24 protein-coding genes are annotated in these 22,708 nt (G+C 38.7%); 10 read left to right on the plus strand and 14 right to left on the minus strand.

The genetic code is table 11. The annotated features are described in order from the left end of the window. Positions 1 to 12: 12 nt before the first annotated feature. Positions 13 to 840, minus strand: a complete 828-nt coding sequence (locus tag RB151_RS21725; RefSeq protein WP_071548743.1) for a GPO family capsid scaffolding protein — start codon at positions 838 to 840, stop codon at positions 13 to 15. Positions 841 to 1,015: 175 nt separating this feature from the next. On the opposite strand from RB151_RS21725, the gene RB151_RS21730 reads away from it, so the two are divergent. Both RB151_RS21730 and RB151_RS21735 read left to right on the plus strand, forming a co-directional pair. Then, positions 1,016 to 2,773, plus strand: coding sequence for a terminase ATPase subunit family protein (locus RB151_RS21730; protein ID WP_071548744.1), 1,758 nt, complete (start codon positions 1,016 to 1,018; stop codon positions 2,771 to 2,773). Beyond that, positions 2,773 to 3,810 carry a phage portal protein gene (locus RB151_RS21735; RefSeq protein ID WP_071548745.1) on the plus strand — a complete coding sequence of 346 codons (1,038 nt, stop codon included), beginning with the start codon at positions 2,773 to 2,775 and terminating at the stop codon, positions 3,808 to 3,810. The genes RB151_RS21730 and RB151_RS21735 overlap by 1 nt, the downstream gene beginning before the upstream one ends. A 586-nt stretch (positions 3,811 to 4,396) precedes the next feature. Here the strand turns inward: RB151_RS21735 and RB151_RS21740 are convergent. The 12 genes from RB151_RS21740 to RB151_RS21800 form a co-directional block, all read right to left on the minus strand. Then, positions 4,397 to 5,311 carry a hypothetical protein gene (locus RB151_RS21740; protein ID WP_071548746.1) on the minus strand — a complete coding sequence of 305 codons (915 nt, stop codon included), beginning with the start codon at positions 5,309 to 5,311 and terminating at the stop codon, positions 4,397 to 4,399. Between the two features lie 12 nt (positions 5,312 to 5,323). Then, positions 5,324 to 5,971 (minus strand): hypothetical protein, encoded by a 648-nt coding sequence (locus RB151_RS21745; RefSeq protein ID WP_071548747.1) that lies wholly within the window; start codon positions 5,969 to 5,971, stop codon positions 5,324 to 5,326. Between the two features lie 32 nt (positions 5,972 to 6,003). After that, positions 6,004 to 6,786: a TIGR04255 family protein gene (locus tag RB151_RS21750; protein WP_071548748.1), complete on the minus strand. Its 783-nt coding sequence runs from the start codon at positions 6,784 to 6,786 to the stop codon at positions 6,004 to 6,006. 235 nt (positions 6,787 to 7,021) lie between these two features. Then, positions 7,022 to 9,430 carry a replication endonuclease gene (locus RB151_RS21755; protein ID WP_071548749.1) on the minus strand — a complete coding sequence of 803 codons (2,409 nt, stop codon included), beginning with the start codon at positions 9,428 to 9,430 and terminating at the stop codon, positions 7,022 to 7,024. Continuing rightward, the gene (locus RB151_RS21760; protein WP_071548750.1) at positions 9,423 to 9,746 is read right to left on the minus strand and encodes a DUF5405 family protein; all 324 of its coding nucleotides are present in this window, start codon (positions 9,744 to 9,746) and stop codon (positions 9,423 to 9,425) included. The genes RB151_RS21755 and RB151_RS21760 overlap by 8 nt, the downstream gene beginning before the upstream one ends. Then, positions 9,746 to 10,570, minus strand: coding sequence for a DNA adenine methylase (locus tag RB151_RS21765; protein WP_071548751.1), 825 nt, complete (start codon positions 10,568 to 10,570; stop codon positions 9,746 to 9,748). The genes RB151_RS21760 and RB151_RS21765 overlap by 1 nt, the downstream gene beginning before the upstream one ends. After that, complete coding sequence (locus tag RB151_RS21770) at positions 10,563 to 10,859, minus strand: DUF3850 domain-containing protein (protein WP_071548752.1); 297 nt, start codon at positions 10,857 to 10,859, stop codon at positions 10,563 to 10,565. Before RB151_RS21770 ends, RB151_RS21765 begins: the two co-directional genes overlap by 8 nt. A 2-nt stretch (positions 10,860 to 10,861) precedes the next feature. Then, positions 10,862 to 11,083 (minus strand): TraR/DksA family transcriptional regulator, encoded by a 222-nt coding sequence (locus tag RB151_RS21775; protein ID WP_071548753.1) that lies wholly within the window; start codon positions 11,081 to 11,083, stop codon positions 10,862 to 10,864. Then, on the minus strand, positions 11,076 to 11,336 hold the full coding sequence (locus RB151_RS21780) for a DUF2732 family protein (RefSeq protein WP_227024181.1): 261 nt from the start codon (positions 11,334 to 11,336) through the stop codon (positions 11,076 to 11,078). Before RB151_RS21780 ends, RB151_RS21775 begins: the two co-directional genes overlap by 8 nt. Before the next feature lie 68 nt (positions 11,337 to 11,404). Then, positions 11,405 to 11,836 (minus strand): DUF5347 family protein, encoded by a 432-nt coding sequence (locus RB151_RS21785; protein WP_071548755.1) that lies wholly within the window; start codon positions 11,834 to 11,836, stop codon positions 11,405 to 11,407. Between the two features lie 138 nt (positions 11,837 to 11,974). Next, positions 11,975 to 12,187: a hypothetical protein gene (locus RB151_RS21795; RefSeq protein WP_071548757.1), complete on the minus strand. Its 213-nt coding sequence runs from the start codon at positions 12,185 to 12,187 to the stop codon at positions 11,975 to 11,977. A 1-nt stretch (position 12,188) separates the two neighbouring features. Further along, positions 12,189 to 12,479, minus strand: coding sequence for a Cox family DNA-binding protein (locus tag RB151_RS21800; RefSeq protein ID WP_071548758.1), 291 nt, complete (start codon positions 12,477 to 12,479; stop codon positions 12,189 to 12,191). Between the two features lie 122 nt (positions 12,480 to 12,601). On the opposite strand from RB151_RS21800, the gene RB151_RS21805 reads away from it, so the two are divergent. Together RB151_RS21805 and RB151_RS21810 are read left to right on the plus strand one after the other, a co-directional pair. Next, on the plus strand, positions 12,602 to 12,901 hold the full coding sequence (locus tag RB151_RS21805) for a helix-turn-helix domain-containing protein (RefSeq protein WP_071548759.1): 300 nt from the start codon (positions 12,602 to 12,604) through the stop codon (positions 12,899 to 12,901). A gap of 66 nt (positions 12,902 to 12,967) precedes the next feature. Then, positions 12,968 to 13,939, plus strand: a complete 972-nt coding sequence (locus RB151_RS21810) for a phage integrase (RefSeq protein ID WP_071548760.1) — start codon at positions 12,968 to 12,970, stop codon at positions 13,937 to 13,939. Between the two features lie 257 nt (positions 13,940 to 14,196). On the opposite strand, the gene RB151_RS21815 is transcribed toward RB151_RS21810, so the two are convergent. After that, positions 14,197 to 14,772 (minus strand): Spy/CpxP family protein refolding chaperone, encoded by a 576-nt coding sequence (locus tag RB151_RS21815; protein ID WP_071548761.1) that lies wholly within the window; start codon positions 14,770 to 14,772, stop codon positions 14,197 to 14,199. Between the two features lie 150 nt (positions 14,773 to 14,922). Between RB151_RS21815 and cpxR the strand changes: the two genes are divergently transcribed. The 6 genes from cpxR (at position 14,923) to RB151_RS21845 (ending at position 22,708) form a co-directional block, all read left to right on the plus strand. Further along, positions 14,923 to 15,621 carry an envelope stress response regulator transcription factor CpxR gene (gene cpxR, locus RB151_RS21820; RefSeq protein ID WP_042846693.1) on the plus strand — a complete coding sequence of 233 codons (699 nt, stop codon included), beginning with the start codon at positions 14,923 to 14,925 and terminating at the stop codon, positions 15,619 to 15,621. Further along, positions 15,618 to 16,988 (plus strand): envelope stress sensor histidine kinase CpxA, encoded by a 1,371-nt coding sequence (gene cpxA, locus RB151_RS21825; RefSeq protein WP_042846694.1) that lies wholly within the window; start codon positions 15,618 to 15,620, stop codon positions 16,986 to 16,988. The genes cpxR and cpxA overlap by 4 nt, the downstream gene beginning before the upstream one ends. A gap of 482 nt (positions 16,989 to 17,470) precedes the next feature. After that, complete coding sequence (locus RB151_RS21830) at positions 17,471 to 18,910, plus strand: capsule assembly Wzi family protein (protein WP_052219352.1); 1,440 nt, start codon at positions 17,471 to 17,473, stop codon at positions 18,908 to 18,910. Positions 18,911 to 19,517: 607 nt separating this feature from the next. Next, a complete protein-coding gene (locus tag RB151_RS21835; RefSeq protein ID WP_071548762.1) occupies positions 19,518 to 20,507 on the plus strand; it encodes an NAD/NADP octopine/nopaline dehydrogenase family protein in 990 nt (329 codons plus the stop codon). A gap of 2 nt (positions 20,508 to 20,509) precedes the next feature. Then, complete coding sequence (locus RB151_RS21840) at positions 20,510 to 22,318, plus strand: aminotransferase class I/II-fold pyridoxal phosphate-dependent enzyme (protein WP_071548763.1); 1,809 nt, start codon at positions 20,510 to 20,512, stop codon at positions 22,316 to 22,318. After that, a complete protein-coding gene (locus RB151_RS21845) occupies positions 22,319 to 22,708 on the plus strand; it encodes a ParB N-terminal domain-containing protein (RefSeq protein ID WP_071548764.1) in 390 nt (129 codons plus the stop codon).

The raw sequence follows: 22,708 nt of genomic DNA on the forward strand, positions 1-22,708 counted from the left end.
TGTTTTTCCCGTTTAGCAATCAGTCAGGTTTTCAGTGTTGGTTGTATTGCCACCAAAAGACGTGGGGCGGTGTTGCTGATTATCTTGCTGGCTCAAATCTTTTTTGAGTTGGTCCAGCTCACTGCGCAGGGTTTCATTTTCTTTTTTGATACCCGATAACGCTTTGACTTGTGTTTCAAGTCGAGTCAGCTTTTGTGCAGTTTCGGTTTGCTCTTCCGCGCAAAGCTCTACCGCTTGGTGAATGTCATTGAGTTCAACATCATTGCGCTGACGTTCGCGACTGAATTTCGCCATGATGCGATCTTTCAAGCTGGGTTTTTCTGGTTTGTTTTCTTCTTCGGTAAATTCAATCACCGTTTCTTCCGCCGCCGTAAAGACGTTATCTTTATCTTGCTTGCGTTCTGAGAAAGTCGCGGCTTTATCTGCACCCGCGCTAAATTCCAACATGCTCGTGCCAAGGCTGGCAGGGTTATCCGTGACAGCTAAGCCCACCAAATAGGCCGAATTCATATCGGAAAAATTAGGGTTAATTTCAACGGAGGTATAAACCTTTTGACGCTTACGATTCATCTCAATTAATGAATCTGTTGGTGATAAAATCCCGTATAGAGCAAGTTTTCCTTTCAGAGCACCTTCACTGATTTCTTCTGTGTAAACAGATTCCACATCACCAAAGCGCGGCATCCATTCATAATTTAGATGCTCCATGTTGATCCGAGCACCATAAACGGATGGGTCGTAATTTTTGGCAATATCAGTGAGCCATTGGCGCTGCACTTTACGTCCATCGGTTGTGGCTCCCTCAACACAAAGGCGCACAGGTTTAGATTTTTTTGTCATTGCTCAGGCTCCGGCAATTAAATTTCATACGTAGATAAATTTCATGCGTAAATAAAAAAATAATGAGCCTATGTTTTCAGGGATGAGGGCTAAGAAACAATGCTTTGCCATTGTGTGGGAAATGGCACAATGGCAGCTCGGGGCGATTGGGCGTCTGAGCCAGTAATCTGGCGATATGAAAACATTACACGATTTTGACCCAAGAAAACGCGCCATGCACATGTACTTTAGTGGGTATCGCATCGCGCGTATTGCCGAGGCTCTCAAGGAAAAGGCCGCGACAATTCACAGTTGGAAACGCCGCGATAAGTGGGATGAAATCACCCCCATTGATCGCGTGGAAATGACGCTGGAGATGCGACTTTGTACGCTATTGAGTAAAGAAAATAAAGAGGGGAAAGACTTTAAAGAAATCGACTTACTTTATCGCCAAGTAGAGCGGCATGCCAAAATTCACAAGTACCAAAACGGCGGCAATGAGGTTGATTTGAACCCGAAACTGGCCAATCGCAATAAAGGTGAACGCCGCGCCCCTGAGAAGAATTTATTTAGCGAAGAGCAGATTGAAAAGCTGGAAGAAATCTTTCGTGAAAATATGTTTGAGTACCAGAAAGCATGGTACGGCGCCGGCCATAAGCACCGAATTCGTAACATCTTAAAATCACGCCAAATCGGGGCAACTTACTTTTTCGCTCGTGAAGCCTTTATGGATGCACTCATTACCGGTCGAAACCAAATATTTTTATCGGCGAGTAAAGCCCAAGCGCACGTATTCAAAGGCTACATTATTGATATGGCGCGAGAGGTTGATGTTGACTTAAAAGGTGATCCGATAGTTTTGCCTAATGGCGCAACACTGTATTTTCTTGGCACCAATGCCCGTACCGCGCAGAGTTACCACGGTAATTTGTATCTTGATGAGTATTTCTGGATACCCAAATTCCAAGAATTACGCAAAGTCGCCTCCGGTATGGCCATGCACAAAAAATGGCGTCAAACCTACTTTTCGACCCCATCCGCATTAACACACAGCGCGTATCCGTTCTGGTCTGGAAAGCTCTTTAATCGTGGTCGTCGTAAGGCCGATCACGTTGAGGTCGATATCAGCCATCAAGCGTTAGTGAATGGCATGATGTGTGGGGATGGTCAGTGGCGGCAAATTGTCACGATTGAAGATGCCATGCGGGGCGGGTGTAATTTATTCGATATTGATCAACTCTATTTAGAATATAGTCCTGATGAATTCGAAAACTTGCTGATGTGTGAGTTTGTCGATGATATTGCATCCATCTTTAATTTGCAGTTAATGCAAAAATGCATGGTGGACAGTTGGGAAATATGGGACGACGTTCAGCCGTTAATGATACGCCCCTATGCTTATCACCCTGTTTGGATTGGTTATGACCCCGCGAAAGGTACTCAAAACGGAGATAGTGCGGGTTGCGTGGTGATTGCGCCACCGCTACACAAAGGCGGTAAGTTTCGCATACTTGAGCATCATCAATGGCGTGGCATGGATTTTCGCGCGCAATCGGACGCGATAAAAGAACTCACCGAGCGTTACAACGTGCAATACATCGGGATTGATTCCACAGGTATTGGCCATGGTGTCCTGCAAAATGTGCGGGAATTTTTCCCTGCTGCAAAAGAATTTGTCTATAACCCTGCCTTAAAAAATGCATTGGTGCTTAAAGCTTATGACGTGATTAGCAATGACCGGTTGGAATATGACGCGGGTAGTAATGATATCACGCAATCTTTTATGGCCATTCGCCGTGCCACTACCGCCAGTGGTAACCGCCCAACTTATGAAGCTGACCGCAGCGAAGAAGCCAGCCACGCAGATTTAGCATGGGCAACCATGCACGCCCTTTATAACGAACCGATCACCGGTGAAAATCACAATCAACATAATATCGTCGAGGTCTTTTAATGAGCCGTAAAAATAAAAAACGCCAATCACAAACACTGGCGCAAAAAACCGACAGCGCATCAATGGAAGCATTCACTTTCGGTGATCCAATCCCCGTACTTGATAAGCGTGAAATTTTTGATTATTTGGAATGTGTGCAAATTGATAATTACTATGAGCCGCCAATTAGTTTTAATGGCCTTGCGCGCACGTTCCGCGCAGCCCCACACCATAGCAGCGCAATTTATGTAAAACGTAATATTCTCACCAGTACCTTTATTCCTAATAAATATTTAAGTCGTCAGACGTTTGATAGTTGGGCATTAGATTTTTTACTGTTTGGTAATGGATATCTTGAAGAACGAAATAACCGTCTGGGGCAGTCGCTGAATTTTAAACATTCGCCGGCTAAGTTTACCCGCCGCGGTGTTGACTTAGAAACTTACTGGTTTGTGCAATACGGATACGATATTAAACCGTATGAATTTCAAACGGGTAAAGTGTTTCACTTGATTGAGCCGGATATTAACCAAGAGTTATACGGCTTGCCTGAATATCTCGCGGCAATCCCGTCCGTACTGCTCAATGAATCGGCAACACTATTTCGCCGTAAATATTATCTCAATGGTTCGCATGCCGGTTATATTCTGTATATCAGTGATGCAGCACAAAAAACCGATGATGTTGATAAAATTCGTGAAGCACTCAAAAGCAGTAAAGGACCAGGGAACTTTCGCAATTTATTTTTGTACGCACCAGGGGGAAAGAAAGACGGCATCCAAACTATTCCGCTTTCCGAAGCTGCCGCAAAAGATGAATTCCTTAATATTAAAAATGTAAGTCGTGACGATATGTTAGCGGCACACCGCGTGCCACCGCAAATCATGGGGATCATTCCTGAAAATGTGGGCGGCTTTGGTGATGTTGAGAAAGCGGCAAAAGTATTTGTGCGCAATGAGTTGATGCCGTTACAAAGTAAGATGATGCAATTGAATGATTGGTTTGGTGGGGAAATTATAAAGTTTGAAAAGTATTCTCTTGACTTAGACGACGAATAATATCACGCGTAAATTCAATGATACCGCCCACTGAGGCGGTATTTTTTTGCCCGTAGGTAGGTGATCTCGATGCCCTAAATAATAATAGGACCCCACTGTATTATATCAAACCTAACTCACCAAGACGAATCCGCAATAAATTACCCCCATCAAATAGCGATTTAAACGCACCACACGCCACCACAAAGCGTGCAAAAATAATTGCTATCTAGTTATAGAAATTTGATTTTAACGCTGTGACGGCTCGGAGATTTTGCGGACGGATATTTAACAATAAACACCTCGCCGCGCAATCGTGACCCCGCCACGCCTGCCCACTAAATAGGTCGATTTTCATGCGCCTGCAAGTGTTCGTCTGAACCGCGCCAGTGGTGGCGCTCCGCATGGGTAACGATCCTTTTTTGATCTTGCGGATTTGGGCGGAAAAATGCGAAATTATGGGGTAATTTTAGAAAATAAAAAACCGTCATGACGACGGCTAATATGTTTAATTCATGAATGTTTAAGTAAATTGAATACTATAATGATGGATAACCTACATTGACGTTATAAACTAGTGCTGATATTTCAGTCATATAATAAAGACTTAAAAAAATGAAGTTTTTAAGCTTTTACTCCCAATAAATTCTGATGGTAAAGGTGAAGGCTCATCCTCTGAGTCATGTTTGGAACTATAACTAAAATATTCGAGAGAAAACCTCTTAAATTTACGTTCAATTTTCTTAGTAAACTGATCTTCCGACATCAAATCTATAGAACTAACTTGAATACCCTTTGCTAACAAAATTGCATTTTTCAGTTTTTCCACCATCTTATCTGCTATTCTATTATTACGAATTTGTCTTAAATTAACCTCTTCTGGCACAGCAATCAGGATGTCGGTTTTATATACTTGCCCTTCTGGCAATTCATCGTCCGTATGCAGATTAATATAAACTCCAGAACAAAATTTACTAAAATTTTCATCTTTCCATGTGGAATCCAATGCTTTTTGACATTTTTTATCTATTCTATGCCCAAAAGAATCTGGGAATGTCGCTCTACGATAACGCTCTGCTATCCAATCAAGAAGCATATTTTTAGCATTGCCTAGCCACATTATATTTGGTGACGGGATTGATTCTTGTAATAGTTTTTTTCTACAAACCTGAAAAAAACTCAATGCTGTGATTTCTATATAGGATTCATGACCATCAACTTGGATAGGCAAATGAATTTTTCTAGGGTTTTTAGCATGTTTAAAATTATTATCGGCTTGGCAAGGTATAGCCAATATAACCTGAACCCAAGGCTCTTTTTCCAAAGACGGCTCAATCAATGCACAGTCATATAATACAGGAATTAAATATACTGTTTCATTTCGCTCACAAAACAGTCTTAGTTTCGGAGGCAGCTCATCAATGATGTTGGTAAATTTTTTTAGTTCAACAAACGTTCCTCTTTTCCATCCTGAGCTTACTAAACTATCTCTATCAATACCAACATCATCAATATCACTCATTACTACTATTCCTTAACTAAACAAGTCTGCTCTTACTGCAAAACCATCTAATTCTCCGTAAACCTCATCATAAGCCTTTAACATAGAATTTAAATCTAAGTTTTTAGCTGTAAATGTTTCACGTAAATTTTTATTCGAAAATCGACCAAATAATAACTTTGAAAAGTATCGACTATGCTCTGAACGAAACTCTTTTGAGAACTCAGCTAAAATATTAAGTCTATCCTCTGCTTCCGATTTAATTTTACCCTCAGGATTATTACTCCAATTGTACAAAGTTTTTCTACCAACATTTAGTATAACGGCCCATTGGGCTGTTTTAAAACCAAACAGTTGGCGCAGCTCTTCGCTCTTTTCTGCTGGAGAGTCTGATAGTGATGAAACTTCTTTTACCCAGCTTTCTGATGTTACAGTTTTATCTACTGAATTTTTGTCGCTGTAAAATGTATTAGATTCTGCCCTAGATGAATGTATATTAGATAGCGATGTAAACGCCATTAGCCCACTAAGAATCAAAGCTAACAGACTTATCCCTACAAAATTACTTTGAGTCGCAGGAGCGATTATAAAGTTCCACCCTCTACGTGAGTTATTTGTTTCAATATTCAGAGAGGTTCTATTTCTTTTTACATAAACAAACTCGTTTGTATTACTTGTCATGTGCCCTCCAAAATATAGAATAATTTACAACATTAATTTTCATTTTTAGTTATATTTTTATATGCTCGATTAGCCGTATTTCTCAATATACTCATATTATTAATTATTTCATCAACATTTATTTCTTTTGATTCACCTTCTCCAGATGAAAGATTAACATCAATGTCAATGTGAGCAACAGGACCTTGAAGTACCTTAGGCTGAGTTATGATATCAGAAGCTACCTCCATTAATTCGGGTGGCAAAATATCACTATCAATGACTATTCCTGTATTTAAAGTCACAGCAACCCCTGTACTCATATCTAAATAATTAGATAACATATTACTGCCAGCTCTAGGCCAATCACATACTCTCGGTTGTAAAAATTCAGAACGAGTAATCTCCTTAGAAAACTCATATTCATTGTCATATTTTATTTTATTAACGTATCTCATACCCAAAAATGAATAAAATGAAATATCGAACTGCTCAATTAGGGAATCTAATATTTTTTTAACTCGTTCGCTTATATCAGAAAAATTCTGATATTTCCTCGTGTGTACTACGAAAAAATCAGGAGCCACACGCACACCATAATCTTTGTTTGGTGACAGTAACGTAACCATAGGCACTTCAAAATGAGTTACTTCTGGTTGCCCATTATTAATAACATTCATATTCATTTTAAAGGCTTTTATATGCATCATTGGTGCAGTAATATAGTCTTTCCTTAAATTATGGGCAAAGTGGCCTATCTTCTCTAAGAAAACACTGTCTGGAATTCTACCGAACTCCACTTTTACTAGCATATATACTAATCCGTAATCATCCATTCTCAACACCTCATAAGTAATGCAAACATTATAGCATCAAGTTACACACTTTTCATATACATTAGACGAAATTTTACACAAAAATACCTTTTTAAATTCATATAAAAATCAATAGATTAAAAATAAAGCTTAGATCGCATTAATAATTTTTAGCTTATAACAAGATTAACATCACGTATTTTCAAATAAGTGTGTAATTTAAAATTACACACAAATATCATACTAAAAAAATATATTAAAATTTCATAATCCGTGCCCATACATCAGCGCACCGTTGTTTATACTTCTGACTTCTAGCCTCATTTTGTGCTGCTATTTCTTGTTTTCTTTGCTCTTTTCCATCCTCTGTCAGCTCTAACCTCAGCCGTTCCCCGTCTAATTTCAGATAATAGTTACCATCGCTAACCCCCATACCTTTAGTAAACATGGTTTTAATCTGTGGAATATCGAAATTAATGCCGACTTCGTTGGCAAAATTGATAATTTCCAACTGAATTTCTTTATCACTCTCGCTTAATTCAATTTTTGATATCTGTCTTTGCTGATTACCCTGTGATATTTCGCTGCCCGCGGCGTTATCAGCGTCTGTTTCTATAAACGCGAAACCGTATTCCTTAATGTTGCATACTTCACCTGAACCCTGTTCAGGCTCGTAAAATTGCACATCTGATAGATTGGATGTGATCCGCGATCTACAGTTATTGACAGGACTCCGAGTCGCTCCGCTGTCGCTCTTTAAAAGATTAAAATCAACGTCAACGGCACTTTTCTTGACGATTTGGTACTTTCTTTCACGGGTTTTAAGTACTGGTGCATCGGCTTTGAGTTGATGATAAATACCAACAACTTTTTGAACCTCTTCGCCGTAAACATTCACGTCACTAACTTCTCGGGCAACTCGTATTGTTTCTTCTTTTCGGCGAATACATGGACCACCTTGTGACATGATGTATTCATCAAATTTGCCTTGGTCGGCAGCAGCTCTAACACGTTCGGCAACATCCCCAAGTTTGTCAGCAATGGAAACACCACGAGGTAAGCGGCGGCATTCACGGTATGCGCCTTTAGATGGGAGCTTATAAAATTGAAATTGCGGAATACGCCATGTTGACGCCCACGCGGTAACCGCTGCCGCCATGCTTTTTAGGTCTTTGCCGGTTTCATGGTCTATCTCACCATCAAGGGCATACCCATCGATATTTTTAGCAATATATTTAGCGATGTAACCCACGGCACCGCCGCGGTTCATGTGCTTATACTCAAACCGGTATTTTTGTGCGCCAGCTTCGTTACCGTCCTCTTTCAGGGCACGTTTACGCATAATATCAATAGCTTTTGCTCGGCTGGCCTTATCAACAAAAAGCAGCATATGCCAGTGTGGGGTGCCGTCATGATGCGGCTCGACAACACGAACACCATAAATATTGATATTGTTATCATTGAAAGCGGAACGAATACGCGACCACACTTTGACTAAATAACGCTGTCCGTCTTTTGGTGTGTAGGCTTCATCTTTCCATTTATGGTTTAGTACGGCGTAATAATCATCTTTTCCGGTTTCTTTATTTTTCTCTTTACGTTGCTTCGTCGGGTGGTACTTTGACGGGCACGTCAAAGTGATAAACATCCCGATATCACCGCGTTCTTTTGCCACGCGCTCAATCCCTGCCATTTGCGCCATTAATTCCATGCGGCGAATTTCAGGGTTTGACACACTGGCCATCACTTTATCGAACAGATCAAAACGCTCACCGGTTTCAACATCTTGAATATCCATACCTTGTAAATATTGCATGTTGGATAAACGCTGTGCTTGAACCGCGCGGATAGCTTGTTTGCTGGCGTATGGGTGGCGATTAATGCACACGTCCATATTGGCAATCATGATTGCCTCAATCCATTGTGTTCTATGGGCTTTTAGCTTTCGGTGCCAGTAATCTGCATTTACAAGGCGAGAAATAGCTGCGATCACTTGGTGCGTGGTTAGGTTTTGCTTCCCTTTGCGGCGCTTTCGATTTTTTAAAACTTTGAGATAACTTTGATGATAAAGCGGCGTGACATGTAAATTTAGAGATAATTCAGCCAATGCCCCGTAAATTTGAGTTTGTGCTGAATCTTCATAGATAATTTCACGATCACCGCCGTTTTGCTCGGTTAGCTGGTCGCAATAGGCTTCATATAGAGTGAAAAAACCATTAGAAATGTGCTCTGCCAGTTTTTTGATTGGTTTGTCATAAAGGTCAAACAACCGGTTAAATTGACTGATTTCAGGTGTAAAGCGAGTTGAAAGTGTCAATAGTGCTTTCGTTTTTAATTCATATCGTGAATTAACCGCGGTGATACGAGGAAATATCCGCTTATAAAAATCAGAGCGTAAAAATTCATAAGCTTTATAGTGGCCTGACTCTTTAATGATGTATTCATAATGCTTTTGAATACGATAACGTAAAATACGCGGTAAAGTTTCAATTTCATCTAAAATCGCTTGCGCATGAATTTGTTGTTCATGGGTAAGGGATTTCTCAAGTGCGTCAATATCAGCTTTGTAGTAATTATTTTTTTCTGGCTTATTCCACGGATACGGAAAAATCATATCCGCGGTATAAGTTAACGGTTGCTGCGTAAAATCTAATACCTTAGACATTTAGCGCACCACCCAAGGTTTCAGGTCGTAATGCGTTGATGGCCGTTTCACAACGGCGTGAAATGATATCAACTGTTTGGCGGTAAACATCTAATGATTTGAGGCCTTTACCTTTAACGCGGCTAACATGATAAGAAGTTAATTCAATCGCCAGCATCCACGGATCAGAATGGCAACAAACCAACTCATAGCAACGAGCCATTTTATTGATTTGCAATAGTCGCCATTGAACCGCATTTGAATCTTCATCAACATGGCGCTGAATAGCAAAGGCTGTCCCGCTGATGTATACGCCGTCTTTAGGATCGAGAATCATTAATTAACCCCCGCTAAAACAGCAATAATTTCTTTAGCCGGCGTTCGCTTTCCATTACTAGCAATGGTGCGCGGTGCTTCTATTTCGTGAATAGTAAAACCGAGGTCAGCGTAAAGCGCCTTTGCTTCTGGCGAATTAGAAACGGTGATTGGATTACCTTGGATATCATTAATATCTTTTAGAGTAATTGCTAATGCTTCGTGGTCTGCATCAGTAAAGCCGGCGGTATGATATTGCGTGAAGCTATCACGCCCGCCCATATAGGGTGGATCACAATAAACACCATCACTGAAATCAACTAATGAAAGGGTATCTTGCCATTCAAGATTTAAAATTTGAGTTTTAGTGAGGTAAGCCTTATCACAAAAACTATCAATTTCATTTTTAGGAAAGTACGGTGCTTTGTATTGTCCAAAGGGGACGTTGAACTTGCCTTGTTGGTTATAACGGCACAACCCGTTGAAGCAATGCCTGTTTAAGTATAGAAATAAACTTGCTTGTCTTAGCCGTGATAATGCCTGTTTACTATCATTAAACTCTGATCTAGCAAGATAATAATCAGCGCTATTATTCCTTCTAAAAAGTGGTAAAGCCTCTATTAACATACTCTCAGGTAAGATAGTAAGAGTTTCATATAAGTTAATTAAATCAGGGTTAGCATCAGCAATTAAATACTGCTCATAGTCTGTATTCATCATCACAGCACATGAACCAGCAAACGGCTCAACTAACCGTTTTGCTTTTGGTAAGTGTGGGCGTAATTGGTCCATAATTCGAACTTTAGAACCTGCCCATTTGAGGATGGTTTTATTTGATTTAGCCACGATAATTATCCTCAATTCGAATAACTGAAAATGAAATCATTACAAATGGAGGTAATGCCCTTAGCTCTGGGTAAACCTCGTTGGCTTTTGTGATATCAGTGATAAGGCATGAGATAGCATTACCGGTGTAACTGGCATAAGGCTTATTGATTGAATTGAATTCACGTAAAAACAGTTCATCACCAACCTGAAAATCCCTATCGGCACGGCGAAACTCTGCTGTTTTCAAACCATCTTGAACGAGCTGAAAGTAATGAGGGGCTAGCTTGAGCTCATGTTTTCTTTTCATCGTCACACGCTCCGATAATGTTTACTTTTAAGCTCAAAAATAGTTTGGCAGTCAATACAGCGGATGCAGCCCTGTGATGCGATGCGGCGTTCTTCTGGAATCGGCTTGCCACAATCTTCACATTCGAAAGCTGAAACACTGACTAGGCGATTAGTAATGGTTTTTATTTGCTGTTCACGCATAAGCATTTCGTTCTCGCTAGCACGGTCAATTTCTTTAGACATGATCCAGCTCCGCAGCTAGATTTGAGTAATGCTCAGATTCACCAACTAATAACTGGTGAATTTGTTCGTCATTTAATTTTTCATTAATTAACTTGCATGCAAGGGCATCAAGGCGAGATGAAAATTTGTCATACATGGTTTTGCGTTCATCTTCGCGAATTGCTCTAATACTGATAGCGACAGCGGAGTAATCGCGCTTACCGGTTGCAGTATCAACACCTATCAAAATTGGCTTTATCTCTTTATTTTTCATTATCCAACCCTCAGATTTAGAATGTAGGAATCCCTGACGCGCTAACGTCATTAATTTGTTTATTTACCTTAAATAGGCATGGCGATATGTTTAGGTAATAGCGCCGCGAGTGCTTTAATTTGGTTTATTGCTGAAATAATTGCTTGTTGTTCCTCTTTATTAAATTCATCGAAACCTAAATGATGTTGATTACTTTTTATTTCCGCTAAATAAAAAATCATATTTAGCATCCGTACATCACTTAATCTCAAGTACTCAATAAATCCGGCTAGCTCTCTATTATCTGGATTTTGTTTATCACAATGAAAAACAGATGTTCTTAACTTTGCGGCTTGATTTAGTCCATTGACTCGGCTTTCAAAGGTTGCCCCTTGGTTCTGATAAAGCTTGATATTCGCTTGGTGAGCGATTGCATCGATTGGCTTTACGTCTTGCTTTACGTTGCCTAGCAACTGGATTAACTGTTTAGTTTTCACTAATACAGCCGCGGAATTACCCATTATTTTTATCTAATAGAAACTGAGAACAAATATAAAAAGAACAAAACACCACCAACCAATAATATTTTATCCATCAAAGTTAATTGGCGTTTTTTATTGCTTTTAAATTTATTAACGGATGAACCGGTTAATTTATGTTTATGCTGTTGCAAATGTAATTGAGTCATTTTTTTCACCATATAAACAATCAATATATTTAGTCGCCTGAGCCATAGAATCAAATAACCCGTAAGAATCATCATTTCGTTGAACATGAAAACGGGTTACTGGATTCATAGCTTTAGCCGGTAACTTAACGATTAGGAAGCCACGATATTTAAAACTGTGAGTTGAGATTTGTTCAGCTTTCATATTACAAGCCCACCCAAAGCAACCATGCATCCCTTTGCTCTTTTGGTCTATTCAAAAATGCATCACGCATTGCGCGGTTGAATTCAGGGATATAAACCCAATTTTCACCACGCGTTTTAACATCCCCCTCACTGTCTGGATTCTGCCAAACAATCAATGGCAATTTGTTTCTATCAACCATGTTTTTTACCGCAGCTTCACTTTTCCCTATTAAATCAGCGAATTTTTTATAAGGAACCGCATCAACTGGATAATGAACTTGCAAATACTTTTCTAATTCTTTACCGCTCATATGGCATAATTCCTTCTTGTAGATGCTTATAGTCGCTTACCTAGGCGATTATAAGTCTTTCTTCACTTTCACGGTAGCAAGTGCTACCCCTTGCAATCGATAATAGGGTAATAGGTACAACCATGTCAATATCATTAGGTGAAAAAATCAGGATGATTAGAGAGGCTGAAAACTTAACTCGTGCAGATTTTTGCTCTTTAACAGGTATACCAGAAGGCACGCAAAAATTTTATGAAACTGGAAGACAAGAAATTAGTGGAAAGACACTACCTAAAATAACAACTCACCCCAGGTTTGAAAAATATATCTTGTGGTTAATGGCTGATAAAACAAACGAGGCGTTAGGACAAATTAGTCCAACTCTCTCCCCTGATGGGCAAGAACTTCAAACATCGCACCACTCAGGCCGGAAAATTGGCTAACAATACATACAGATTTACTTGATTGGATTGATAACAATTCAATATGCCACATCGGAGGGCTGCAATATGCCAATTAAAAAAACCGATGATGGTCGATATATGGTGGACATTAGACCTCTTGGACGGAAAGGAAACCGGATCAGGAAGACATTTGATAAAAAATCAGAAGCGATTGCCTTTGAACGTTACACAATGGCGAATGCTAAAAAAGCGGGAACGAAAGCAGATAGGCGGCTTTTAAGTGATCTATTAGAACTTTGGTGGCTTTATTATGGCCAAACAACTGAAAATGGTTCGATAGAGAAAAGACAACTTAAAAAAACAATTAAGTTTCTTGGTGACCCCGCAATTAACAGATTGAATAAACAAGTATTACTTGAGCATCGCAGTGATAGGTTACTAAGTGGAACAAGTGCAGCGACTATTAATCGCGATATGTATCGTTTATCAGGCATGATTTCTACACTCAAAAAGCTTGAGGTGTTTAATGCAGATAATCCACTTAACGGCTTGCCACCTCTCAAAGAAACACCGCCTGAAATGACATTCTTAACTCATGATGAAATTAGTTTATTGCTATCTCAGCTATCATCAGAAGAAAAGAAAATCGCAATATTTTGTATGAGCACAGGCGCAAGGTGGGGAGAGGCAGCAACACTACAGAGTAAACAAGTAAAAAATGGGCGAGTCACTTTTCTAAAAACTAAAAATGGGAAATCACGCATAGTTCCTATTTCTGAGGAATTAGAAAAGGAGATAAAAACTAAGCAAACCGGCTTATTGTTTGATGTTGATTACGAAAGTTTCAGGCTGAAACTAAAAGCTGTTAAACCTGATTTGCCAGACGGTCAAGCTACGCACGTTCTTAGGCATACTTTCGCAAGTCACTTCATGATGAATGGTGGCAATATTGTTGCGCTGCAACAAATATTAGGTCACGCCAATATTCAACAGACAATGGCTTATGCTCACTTAGCCCCTGATTATTTGCAATTTGCTATTACCTTAAATCCATTAAATGGGGGTATTAGTATTTAAGCATTAATAGGCGTTCAAAGTGTCCACGGACTGTCCACACTTATGATTTTTCGTGACTTTTATGGACGCCTAATAAAAACGCTATCACACTGATAAATAAAGGATTTATTTATTTTTGAGATAAAAAAAAGCCCCTAACAGGGGCTATAAAAGACAGGGATGGTGTCTATGGCAAGGAAAAACTTCACTTATTGCTACTTCACTACTTACATAAAAACTCAAAATATAAAACTAACTAACTTGCATTACTACGATACTTACTGAAACTGCATCGCTTGGTATTCAGCCATCTTGTGTTGGTGAATTTGCTCAAGTTCTGCTTTCTGTTCTGGCGTTAACAACTGGTATAATTCATGATGAATTCGTGCCATTTCAACACGTTGTTCCAGTTCTCTTTGCATTCGTTTTTCAAGTTGCTCGCGAACCGCTTTGCCATCAAAGCTATCCGCTATAATTAATTTGTGCAGTGCTTCACGTTCACGAATGGAAGCCGTGTTATCAACATGATAATGACGCTGCGTTGCCATTAAATCACGTAATTGCTGACGTTGTTTCTCATTTAACGTGATACCATTAAACATAAAGGTGCTGGCGCGTTCTTCACTGCTAAACATTTCATGATGCTGAAATGGCACAACGGCATGCCCTGTTGATGAAGTTTGCTCAGATTGCATTTGTAGCATCAAAGGTGCCGAACTTTCATTTGCCGCACTTTGCGAAACTTCTACTTCTGCAAAAGCAACTGTTGGGCCAAACACAAATGCAGAAGCTAAAACTAACATTGCGGTTTTATGTACTGTATTATGTACTTTGCTATGTGTTGTTCTCAGCATTTGGTTCCTTGTCTATGAACTGTGCTCGTGATTCAATGTGAATGAATATACACCTGTGGCTGCAAACTAGCGTCAGAGCATGTAAAAGAACGTAAAGTGATGGAATCGTAAAGATTGTTATCGTATTTTGGCAGTTGGAGGACATATAAAATGCATAAAATCCTATTAGTTGATGACGACCGTGAACTCACGTCGCTATTAAAAGAACTGCTAGAAATGGAAGGCTTCAATGTTGTCATCGCTTATGATGGTGAACAAGCATTACAACAAATTGACTCATCCATTGATCTACTCTTACTTGATGTCATGATGCCGAAAAAAAATGGTATTGAGACATTAAAAGAACTGCGTCAAATACACCAAACGCCGGTGATCATGTTAACTGCCCGCGGCAGTGAACTAGATAAAGTACTGGGCTTAGAATTAGGTGCAGACGATTACTTACCAAAACCATTCAATGACCGCGAACTGGTTGCCCGCATTCGTGCTTTATTACGTCGCTCAAACTGGAGCGAACAAACGCAAGGCGACAACAGCAATACCCCTGTCTTGCAAGTTGATAAGCTGCAGCTTAACCCTGGTCGCCAAGAAGCTAGCTTTGATAACGAAATTTTGGACTTAACAGGGACTGAATTTACTTTGTTATATCTGCTTGCACAGCATTTAGGCCAAGTAGTGTCTCGTGAGCATCTTAGCCAAGAAGTTCTCGGGAAACGCTTAACACCGTTTGACCGTGCAATCGATATGCATATTTCAAACCTACGTCGTAAACTTCCTGAACGTACTGATGGCCAGCCATGGTTTAAAACCTTGCGCGGTCGAGGGTACTTAATGGTTTCTGCCACATGATCAACAGCTTAACCGCCAGGATCTTTGCGATTTTCTGGTTCACCCTCGCACTAGTATTAATGCTAGTGCTGATGGTGCCCAAGCTCGATTCTCGGCAAATCACCGTCCTTATGGAAAGTGAACAACGCCAAGGGGAAATGCTTGAGCAGCATATAGAAGCAGAACTTGCGCAAGCTCCAATGAATGACTTACTTTGGTGGCGTCGCATCTCTAATGCCATCAAAAAATGGGCACCGCCTGGGCAACGGTTGATTATCGTCACCAGCGAAGGTCGTGTTATCGGTGCAATGCCAAGTGAAATGCAAGTTATTCGTAACTTCATTGGGCAATCAGATAACGCCGATCACCCCAAAAAGAAAAAATACGGTCGCGCTGAAATTTTAGGGCCTTTTTCTATCCGTGATGGAGAAGACCACTATCAACTGTACTTAGTTCGCCCATCTAGCAGCCCGCAATCTGACTTTATTAACTTATTATTTGATAGGCCATTCTTATTACTGATTGCCACAATGCTAATCAGTGCTCCGCTCTTATTATGGCTATCTTGGAGCCTCGCACGCCCTGCCCGTAAATTAAAAATGGCGGCAGATGACGTTGCCAAAGGGAACTTGCGGCCCCACCCTGAACTGGAAGCCGGTCCACAAGAGTTCCTTTCTGCGGGGAACAGCTTTAACCAGATGATCAGCGCTCTTGATGGCATGGTTAGTGCTCAACAACGTTTAATTTCTGATATCTCCCATGAATTACGCACTCCGCTGACACGGTTACAATTGGCAACCGCATTACTGCGTCGTCGCCATGGTGAAAGTAAAGAACTTGAACGCATCGAAACAGAAACTCACCGTTTGGACAGCATGATCAATGACTTGCTTGTTCTGTCTCGTAGCCAGCACAAAAACGAAATCCTCCGTGAAAACATCAAGGCAGATGAACTTTGGGGTGATATTTTAGATGACGCAAGTTTCGAAGCGGAACAAATGAACAAAACGCTTGATGTAACTTCTCATCCAGGCCCTTGGCCGTTGTACTGTAACCCTTCCGCGGTGGGTAGTGCATTTGAAAATATCGTGCGTAATGCTTTGCGTTACTCAAACACCCATATTGCTGTTGATTTTAAAGAAGAAAACAACGGTATTCTGATCACTGTAGATGATGACGGCCCCGGTGTTAGCCCTGCTGACCGTGAACATATTTTCCGCCCGTTCTACCGCACGGATGAAGCTAGGGACAGGGAAACTGGTGGTACTGGGTTAGGTCTTGCTATTGTTGAAACAGCCATAACACAACACAAAGGTTGGGTGAAAGCCGATGATAGCCCACTTGGTGGTTTAAGGTTACAAATTTGGTTACCTGAACACGGCCGTTAACCTAACGCTTAGTTTGAACCTTAAAGCCTTCTATTTTAAATAGAGGGCTTTTTTATTTCTACTCACAAAACATGTACTCAAAAACTATTATGGAATATTCTTATATTGGATGCAAAAGTAACAATCCCTAAACACGCCACCAATATAAAATGCTTTTTATATAAAAAATACATAAATGAAAGAATATTATTGAGAAATAAGGAATATTTTAGAGATATAAAATCGCAGTAATGTATATCGCTATATATCTTAATGTGTTATTACTTCCTATGCCTAATATATTAATCTGATATTCTATTTTACGTGATTTACGCGTGGTGTTTAATAGAGCGGCAAGAAGGCACAGAAGCCCAACTCGCTTCAAATTAAGATACTTATAATATGTGCTGATACTAATCACGTTTTAAATCGATTTAATTTATTGGTTCTTATTTATTAACCTGTTCAATATTAGGCGAACTCAACTTCAAATGGATTTATCAATGAAAAAATTCAAGCTCACCAAGCTGGCTATGCTTGCTGTACTGAGTGCCATAAGTACACACAGCATTGCGGGGGGATTAGTACTACCGGATAACAATTTACGTAGTGATTTGGCTTGGCTTTCAGAGCGTAACGTTATTCAGATTAGTTTATCAACTTGGCCACTATCCCAAGAAGAAATTACACGTTCTTTAAATAATGCGAATATTACTAACAGCGAACAAGAAGCGATTATTCAACGTATTAAAAAGAACCTAAACCGCACTAAAAACAGTGTTCAGTTGGAAACGCACTTTGCATCTAGCCACAATTCTATGCCGCAAGGCTTTGCACAAAGCGAATATAGCGACATCCGTTATACCGTTTCAGGCAACTATAGCACTGACGATGTAGATTTAAACCTCACCGCCAACGGTGAACGCGCCCTACGTGTTGAAAACGGTTCAGACTATAACCTGAATGGCTCTTATGGTGGCGTAAAAATTTGGAACCAGTGGGTCACCTTTGGTGAGATCCCTCAATGGTGGGGGCCGGGTCATGATGGTAGCTTAATTCGTACCGATGCCGCTCGCCCTGTCACGGGCTTTTTGCTGCAACGTGCTGACCAAAGCCCATTTGAAACCCCATGGCTTTCTTGGATTGGTTCATGGCAATATCAATTAACCGCTGGGCAAATTAAGCAATACTCTTCCCAACCCAATACCAAACTGATTGGTTTGCGTATGACCATGAACCCTACTGATTTCTTTGAACTCGGCGGTTCACGCGTCGTGATGTGGGGAGGCGATGGCCGCCCTAACAACTGGAACTCGTTCTGGAACGCTATGGGTGGTAGGGATAATACCGGCGACTATAATGATGACCCCGGTAACCAATTAGCTGGTTTAGACTTTAAACTGAAACTTTACCCATTAATTGACCTCCCTGTCAGCGTTTACGGGCAAATGGTCGGTGAAGATGAAGCTAACCTTTTCCCATCGAAAAACGCCTTTATGGGCGGTATTGAGGGCTACCACACCCTATGGGGCCAACCATTAAATTGGTACATTGAAGGCGCCAATACCCATACAGAGTGGGATAAAGACGGCGTAATGTACCGCCACTTTATTTATAAAAATGGTTATTACCAACAAGGTGCATCACTAGGCCACGCGATGGGCGGTGACGGCCGTATGCTCACCACCAAAGTGGAATATACCCTTGATGATGATAACCGTGTTAGCACCCGCCTAATGTATGCGAAGGTGAATAAATCTGATTTCGATGGTAACAAACTGTTCCCTAAATCAGAAACTATCAAAGGTGCAGACTTAGGTTGGTGGCATAACTTTGAGAATGATATCAGCACAGATGCCAAAGTATGGGTTTCTAAAACAGATTATGAAACTCGTAATGACCTAGGTGCCGCTGTTACGGTAAACGTGCCGTTTAAATGGTAAAATACACCTATTTCGCGTAACTTTCTTTTAAACGGGTTATGTTTTATACATAACCCGTTTTTTTATATGTTGAATATTTCTATTTTCAAACAAATATACATTAACTTCTTAGATGTTATCTAACCATTCAGTTAATTAATATAATCAATTACCCATACTATTCATCTATTAACACTCTTAATTCGGATAATTTTAGATATATTTCCATTGTAAATTAATTTGTTACATATCGAAAGCAATGATATATAAGGAGTAACCTAACTAAAATATTTAATCATGCTCAAAATGTGATAATGGGATTATAACCTAATAATTTAAAATAACTTATTCAATAGATACACCTGTTAGGACTATTCTCTAAGGCTATCACAGTGATAGTCACTATATATATTTAGTGGTATTATTAGGCGCTTTTACTTGACCGGACAGGGCTCGAAGCATACCCTTGGTCGGTCAAAAAACGATAAGCAGTGCTTATCAATTGAACAGGTTAGCAAAAAATGTAACGTTTTCAATTGATAAGTATGCATTTACAATTTCAATGGTGCTCTGGGACCCGACAACCCAGTGCGGTAGCTATGGTTGAACGATAATATTGAACCTAATAATGAAAAACAAAAATATACTAATTATTGGTGGTGGCAATGTTGGTCATTCACTAGCATACTCTTTGTCTGACAAAGCTAATGTTACTCTACTTGTGCGAGACAAAACGAAATGGAACACAAAATTAAAATTTGGCTTAAATGAATCTAAATCATTTAGTGTATTGACTTGGGATGAAAAAGTAGAAGACAATCCAAGTATAATCTTTTTAACATTACCATTACTATATAGAGAAGATACTCTTAATAAACTATTACAATTAAACATTCACTATAGTACCATCGTGGCTATTCCTGGTTATGGAAATTTTGAAGACCTCATTTCTACCATTTCGGGTTATGAAAAGTTTAACTATGGTTCACTTCAAAGAGTTCCATATATTTGCAGAATAAAAGAATATGGAAAAGAAATTGAAATAACAGGATATAAAGATAAGCTATTTTTATACCTTAAAGATAAAAGTGATGATTTATTGGAAACCTTTTCCTATCTATTTAATACACCCACGTACTATTTAGAATCCCATTTACAAAATACTCTATCTAACTCGAACCCTCTTCTTCATACATCAAGATTATATTCAATTTTTAACAATGATCTAACAAAGCAGGAAAAAATATTATTTTATGAAGAATGGAATGATGAGTCCTCACACCTGCTAATTAATATGGATAATGAGCTAAAAGAAATCTATAAAGCTAATTACATAGAAAATTTACATACCGATATTTTAAGTCACTATGGTGTAAGCTCAGCCATAGAATTAACAAATAAAATTAAAAATATCGACGCATTCAAAAAAATTCAAACGCCAATGATTGAGGATGGAAAGGGGCACTATACTGCAGATCTGCAATCAAGATATTTTACTGAAGATTTTGGAATTGGGCTAAAATGCATAGAAAATATTGCTGTTAAATCTGGCCTAAAGTTAAATTTTATACCTATGATTTTGGATTGGTATAACTCAATTATGAAAGAAGAGGCATAATTATGCAAGTTGTCATACCCGCTGCAGGAATGGGAAATAGACTTGGAAAGTACACAAGTGATAAAACAAAATGTATGGTAGAAGTTCATAACGTTACATTAATAGAACGTTGCCTATCAATTCTTTCAAAGTATGATATTTCGAGAATTGTATTAGTTGTAGGTTATCACAAAAATAAATTAAAAGAACTTTTAGGTAATAGTTATAATGGTATAGAAATAATATATATTGATAACGATATATATGATAAGACAAACAATATATATTCAATATACCTTGCCAAAGATGAATTAGTTAAAGATGATACTATTCTACTTGAGAGCGACCTGATATTTGAAGAAAAAATCATAGAAAACCTAGTATCAAATCAATTTCCAAATATTGCTGTAGTTGATAAATACCAGCCATGGATGGATGGAACCGTTGTCGAAATTAATAATAACTTTGATATTGTTAATTTTGTTCCGAAAAAAGATTTTGAGTTTAGTAAAAGTGATTCTTATTATAAAACAGTAAATATTTATAAGTTTTCTAAAGAATTTTTGGAAAATACATATGTGCCTTTTTTAGAAGCTTATTCAAAAGCATTAGGTCAAAATGAGTATTACGAACAAGTATTGCGAGTTATCACACTATTGGAAACTCAGGAATTAAAAGCGTTACCATTACAAGGTGAAAAATGGTACGAAATAGATGACGCGCAAGATCTTGATAATGCTAATGTTATTTTTGCACCAAAAGAAGAAAAATTAAGCCTACTATCCCGTCGTTATGGTGGCTATTGGCGTTATAGTGACATTATTGATTTCTGCTATTTAGTGAATCCTTATTTTCCTAATAAAACATTTATGGGAGAAATGAAAAATTCGTTTGATACCTTAGTACGTGAATACCCATCAGGTGCTAATGTACAATCTCTTTTGGCTGCTAAAATGTTTAAGTGCGCCCCAGATCAAATCGCCGTTGGAAATGGTGCAGCAGAGCTGATCGATATACTGGCTCAATATAAAAATGAAAAACTAGGTCTTTTTATTCCAACGTTTGAAGAATACTCATCAAGATTCAAATCTGTAACTCTGCAAAAACTTAATAATCAAAATTTCACATATGATAGAAATGATATTATTAAATTAGCTCAAGAGAATGATGGTGTTATTCTGATTAATCCGGATAATCCATCTGGAAACTTTATTCCATACAAAGATTTGATAGAACTAATTGATTGGTTTAAAGTAAATAAAAAAACATTTATTGTAGATGAGAGCTTTGTAGATTTTGCCGAGAATGGCCTAGACTCAACACTAATGAAAGAAGAAATCCTTAATTTATACTCAGGATTAATTGTTATAAAAAGTATCAGTAAGAGTTATGGTGTTCCTGGAATTCGCTTAGGTGTTATAGCAAGCTCAAACACTGAATTAATTTCATTAATTAAAAAATCAATTCCTGTATGGAATATCAATTCTTTAGGTGAATTTTTCCTTCAAATTATTGGAAAATATGAAAAGGTATATGCTAGTGCTTGCAAACAAATAATTACTGAAAGAAACTCACTATTTAGCGCTTTATCAAAAAATAAGTTACTAACTCCTATTAAATCCCAAGCTAACTATATTTTATGTAAAGTAAGTTTGATCTCATCCACGGAACTTATTGAAATACTTTGCACTGAGTATAATATTTTAGCGAAAGATTGTGCAGAGAAAAAAGGCTTTGATAATCAGCCATATATTAGATTAGCTGTTAGGGATAGTGTTGATAATCAACATTTGATCGATAGCTTACTTGAAATAGAGTCTAAGGTTAAATAAGTGTACCGGTTAGAATTAGTTAATATTGAAAAAATTCAAATTACGGAAGAACATATACCTGAACGTGTTGAATGGCTTGTAGAAAAAATCAAATCAGAGGCACTCTGGAGAGTGCCTTTACTTCTAGAAGAAAATTCATATGCAATTATGGATGGACATCATCGATTTGAAGTTGCAAAACGCTTAGGTTTAAAGCGGATACCTTCTGTTATGTTGAGCTATAATTCCCCTTCCGTTAAAGTTGTTTCTTGGCGTGACAATTTTGAAGTTAATAAGGAAGTAGTGCAAGATTATATAAAACAGAAAAAAATCTTCCCTCATAAAACAACTAAGCATATTATAGACCCATATCCTGACGAAATATCAATCCCCATCAGCTTCTTATACTAA

It is taken from the genome of Providencia rettgeri, from assembly GCF_001874625.1.
GTDB lineage: Bacteria > Pseudomonadota > Gammaproteobacteria > Enterobacterales > Enterobacteriaceae > Providencia > Providencia huashanensis.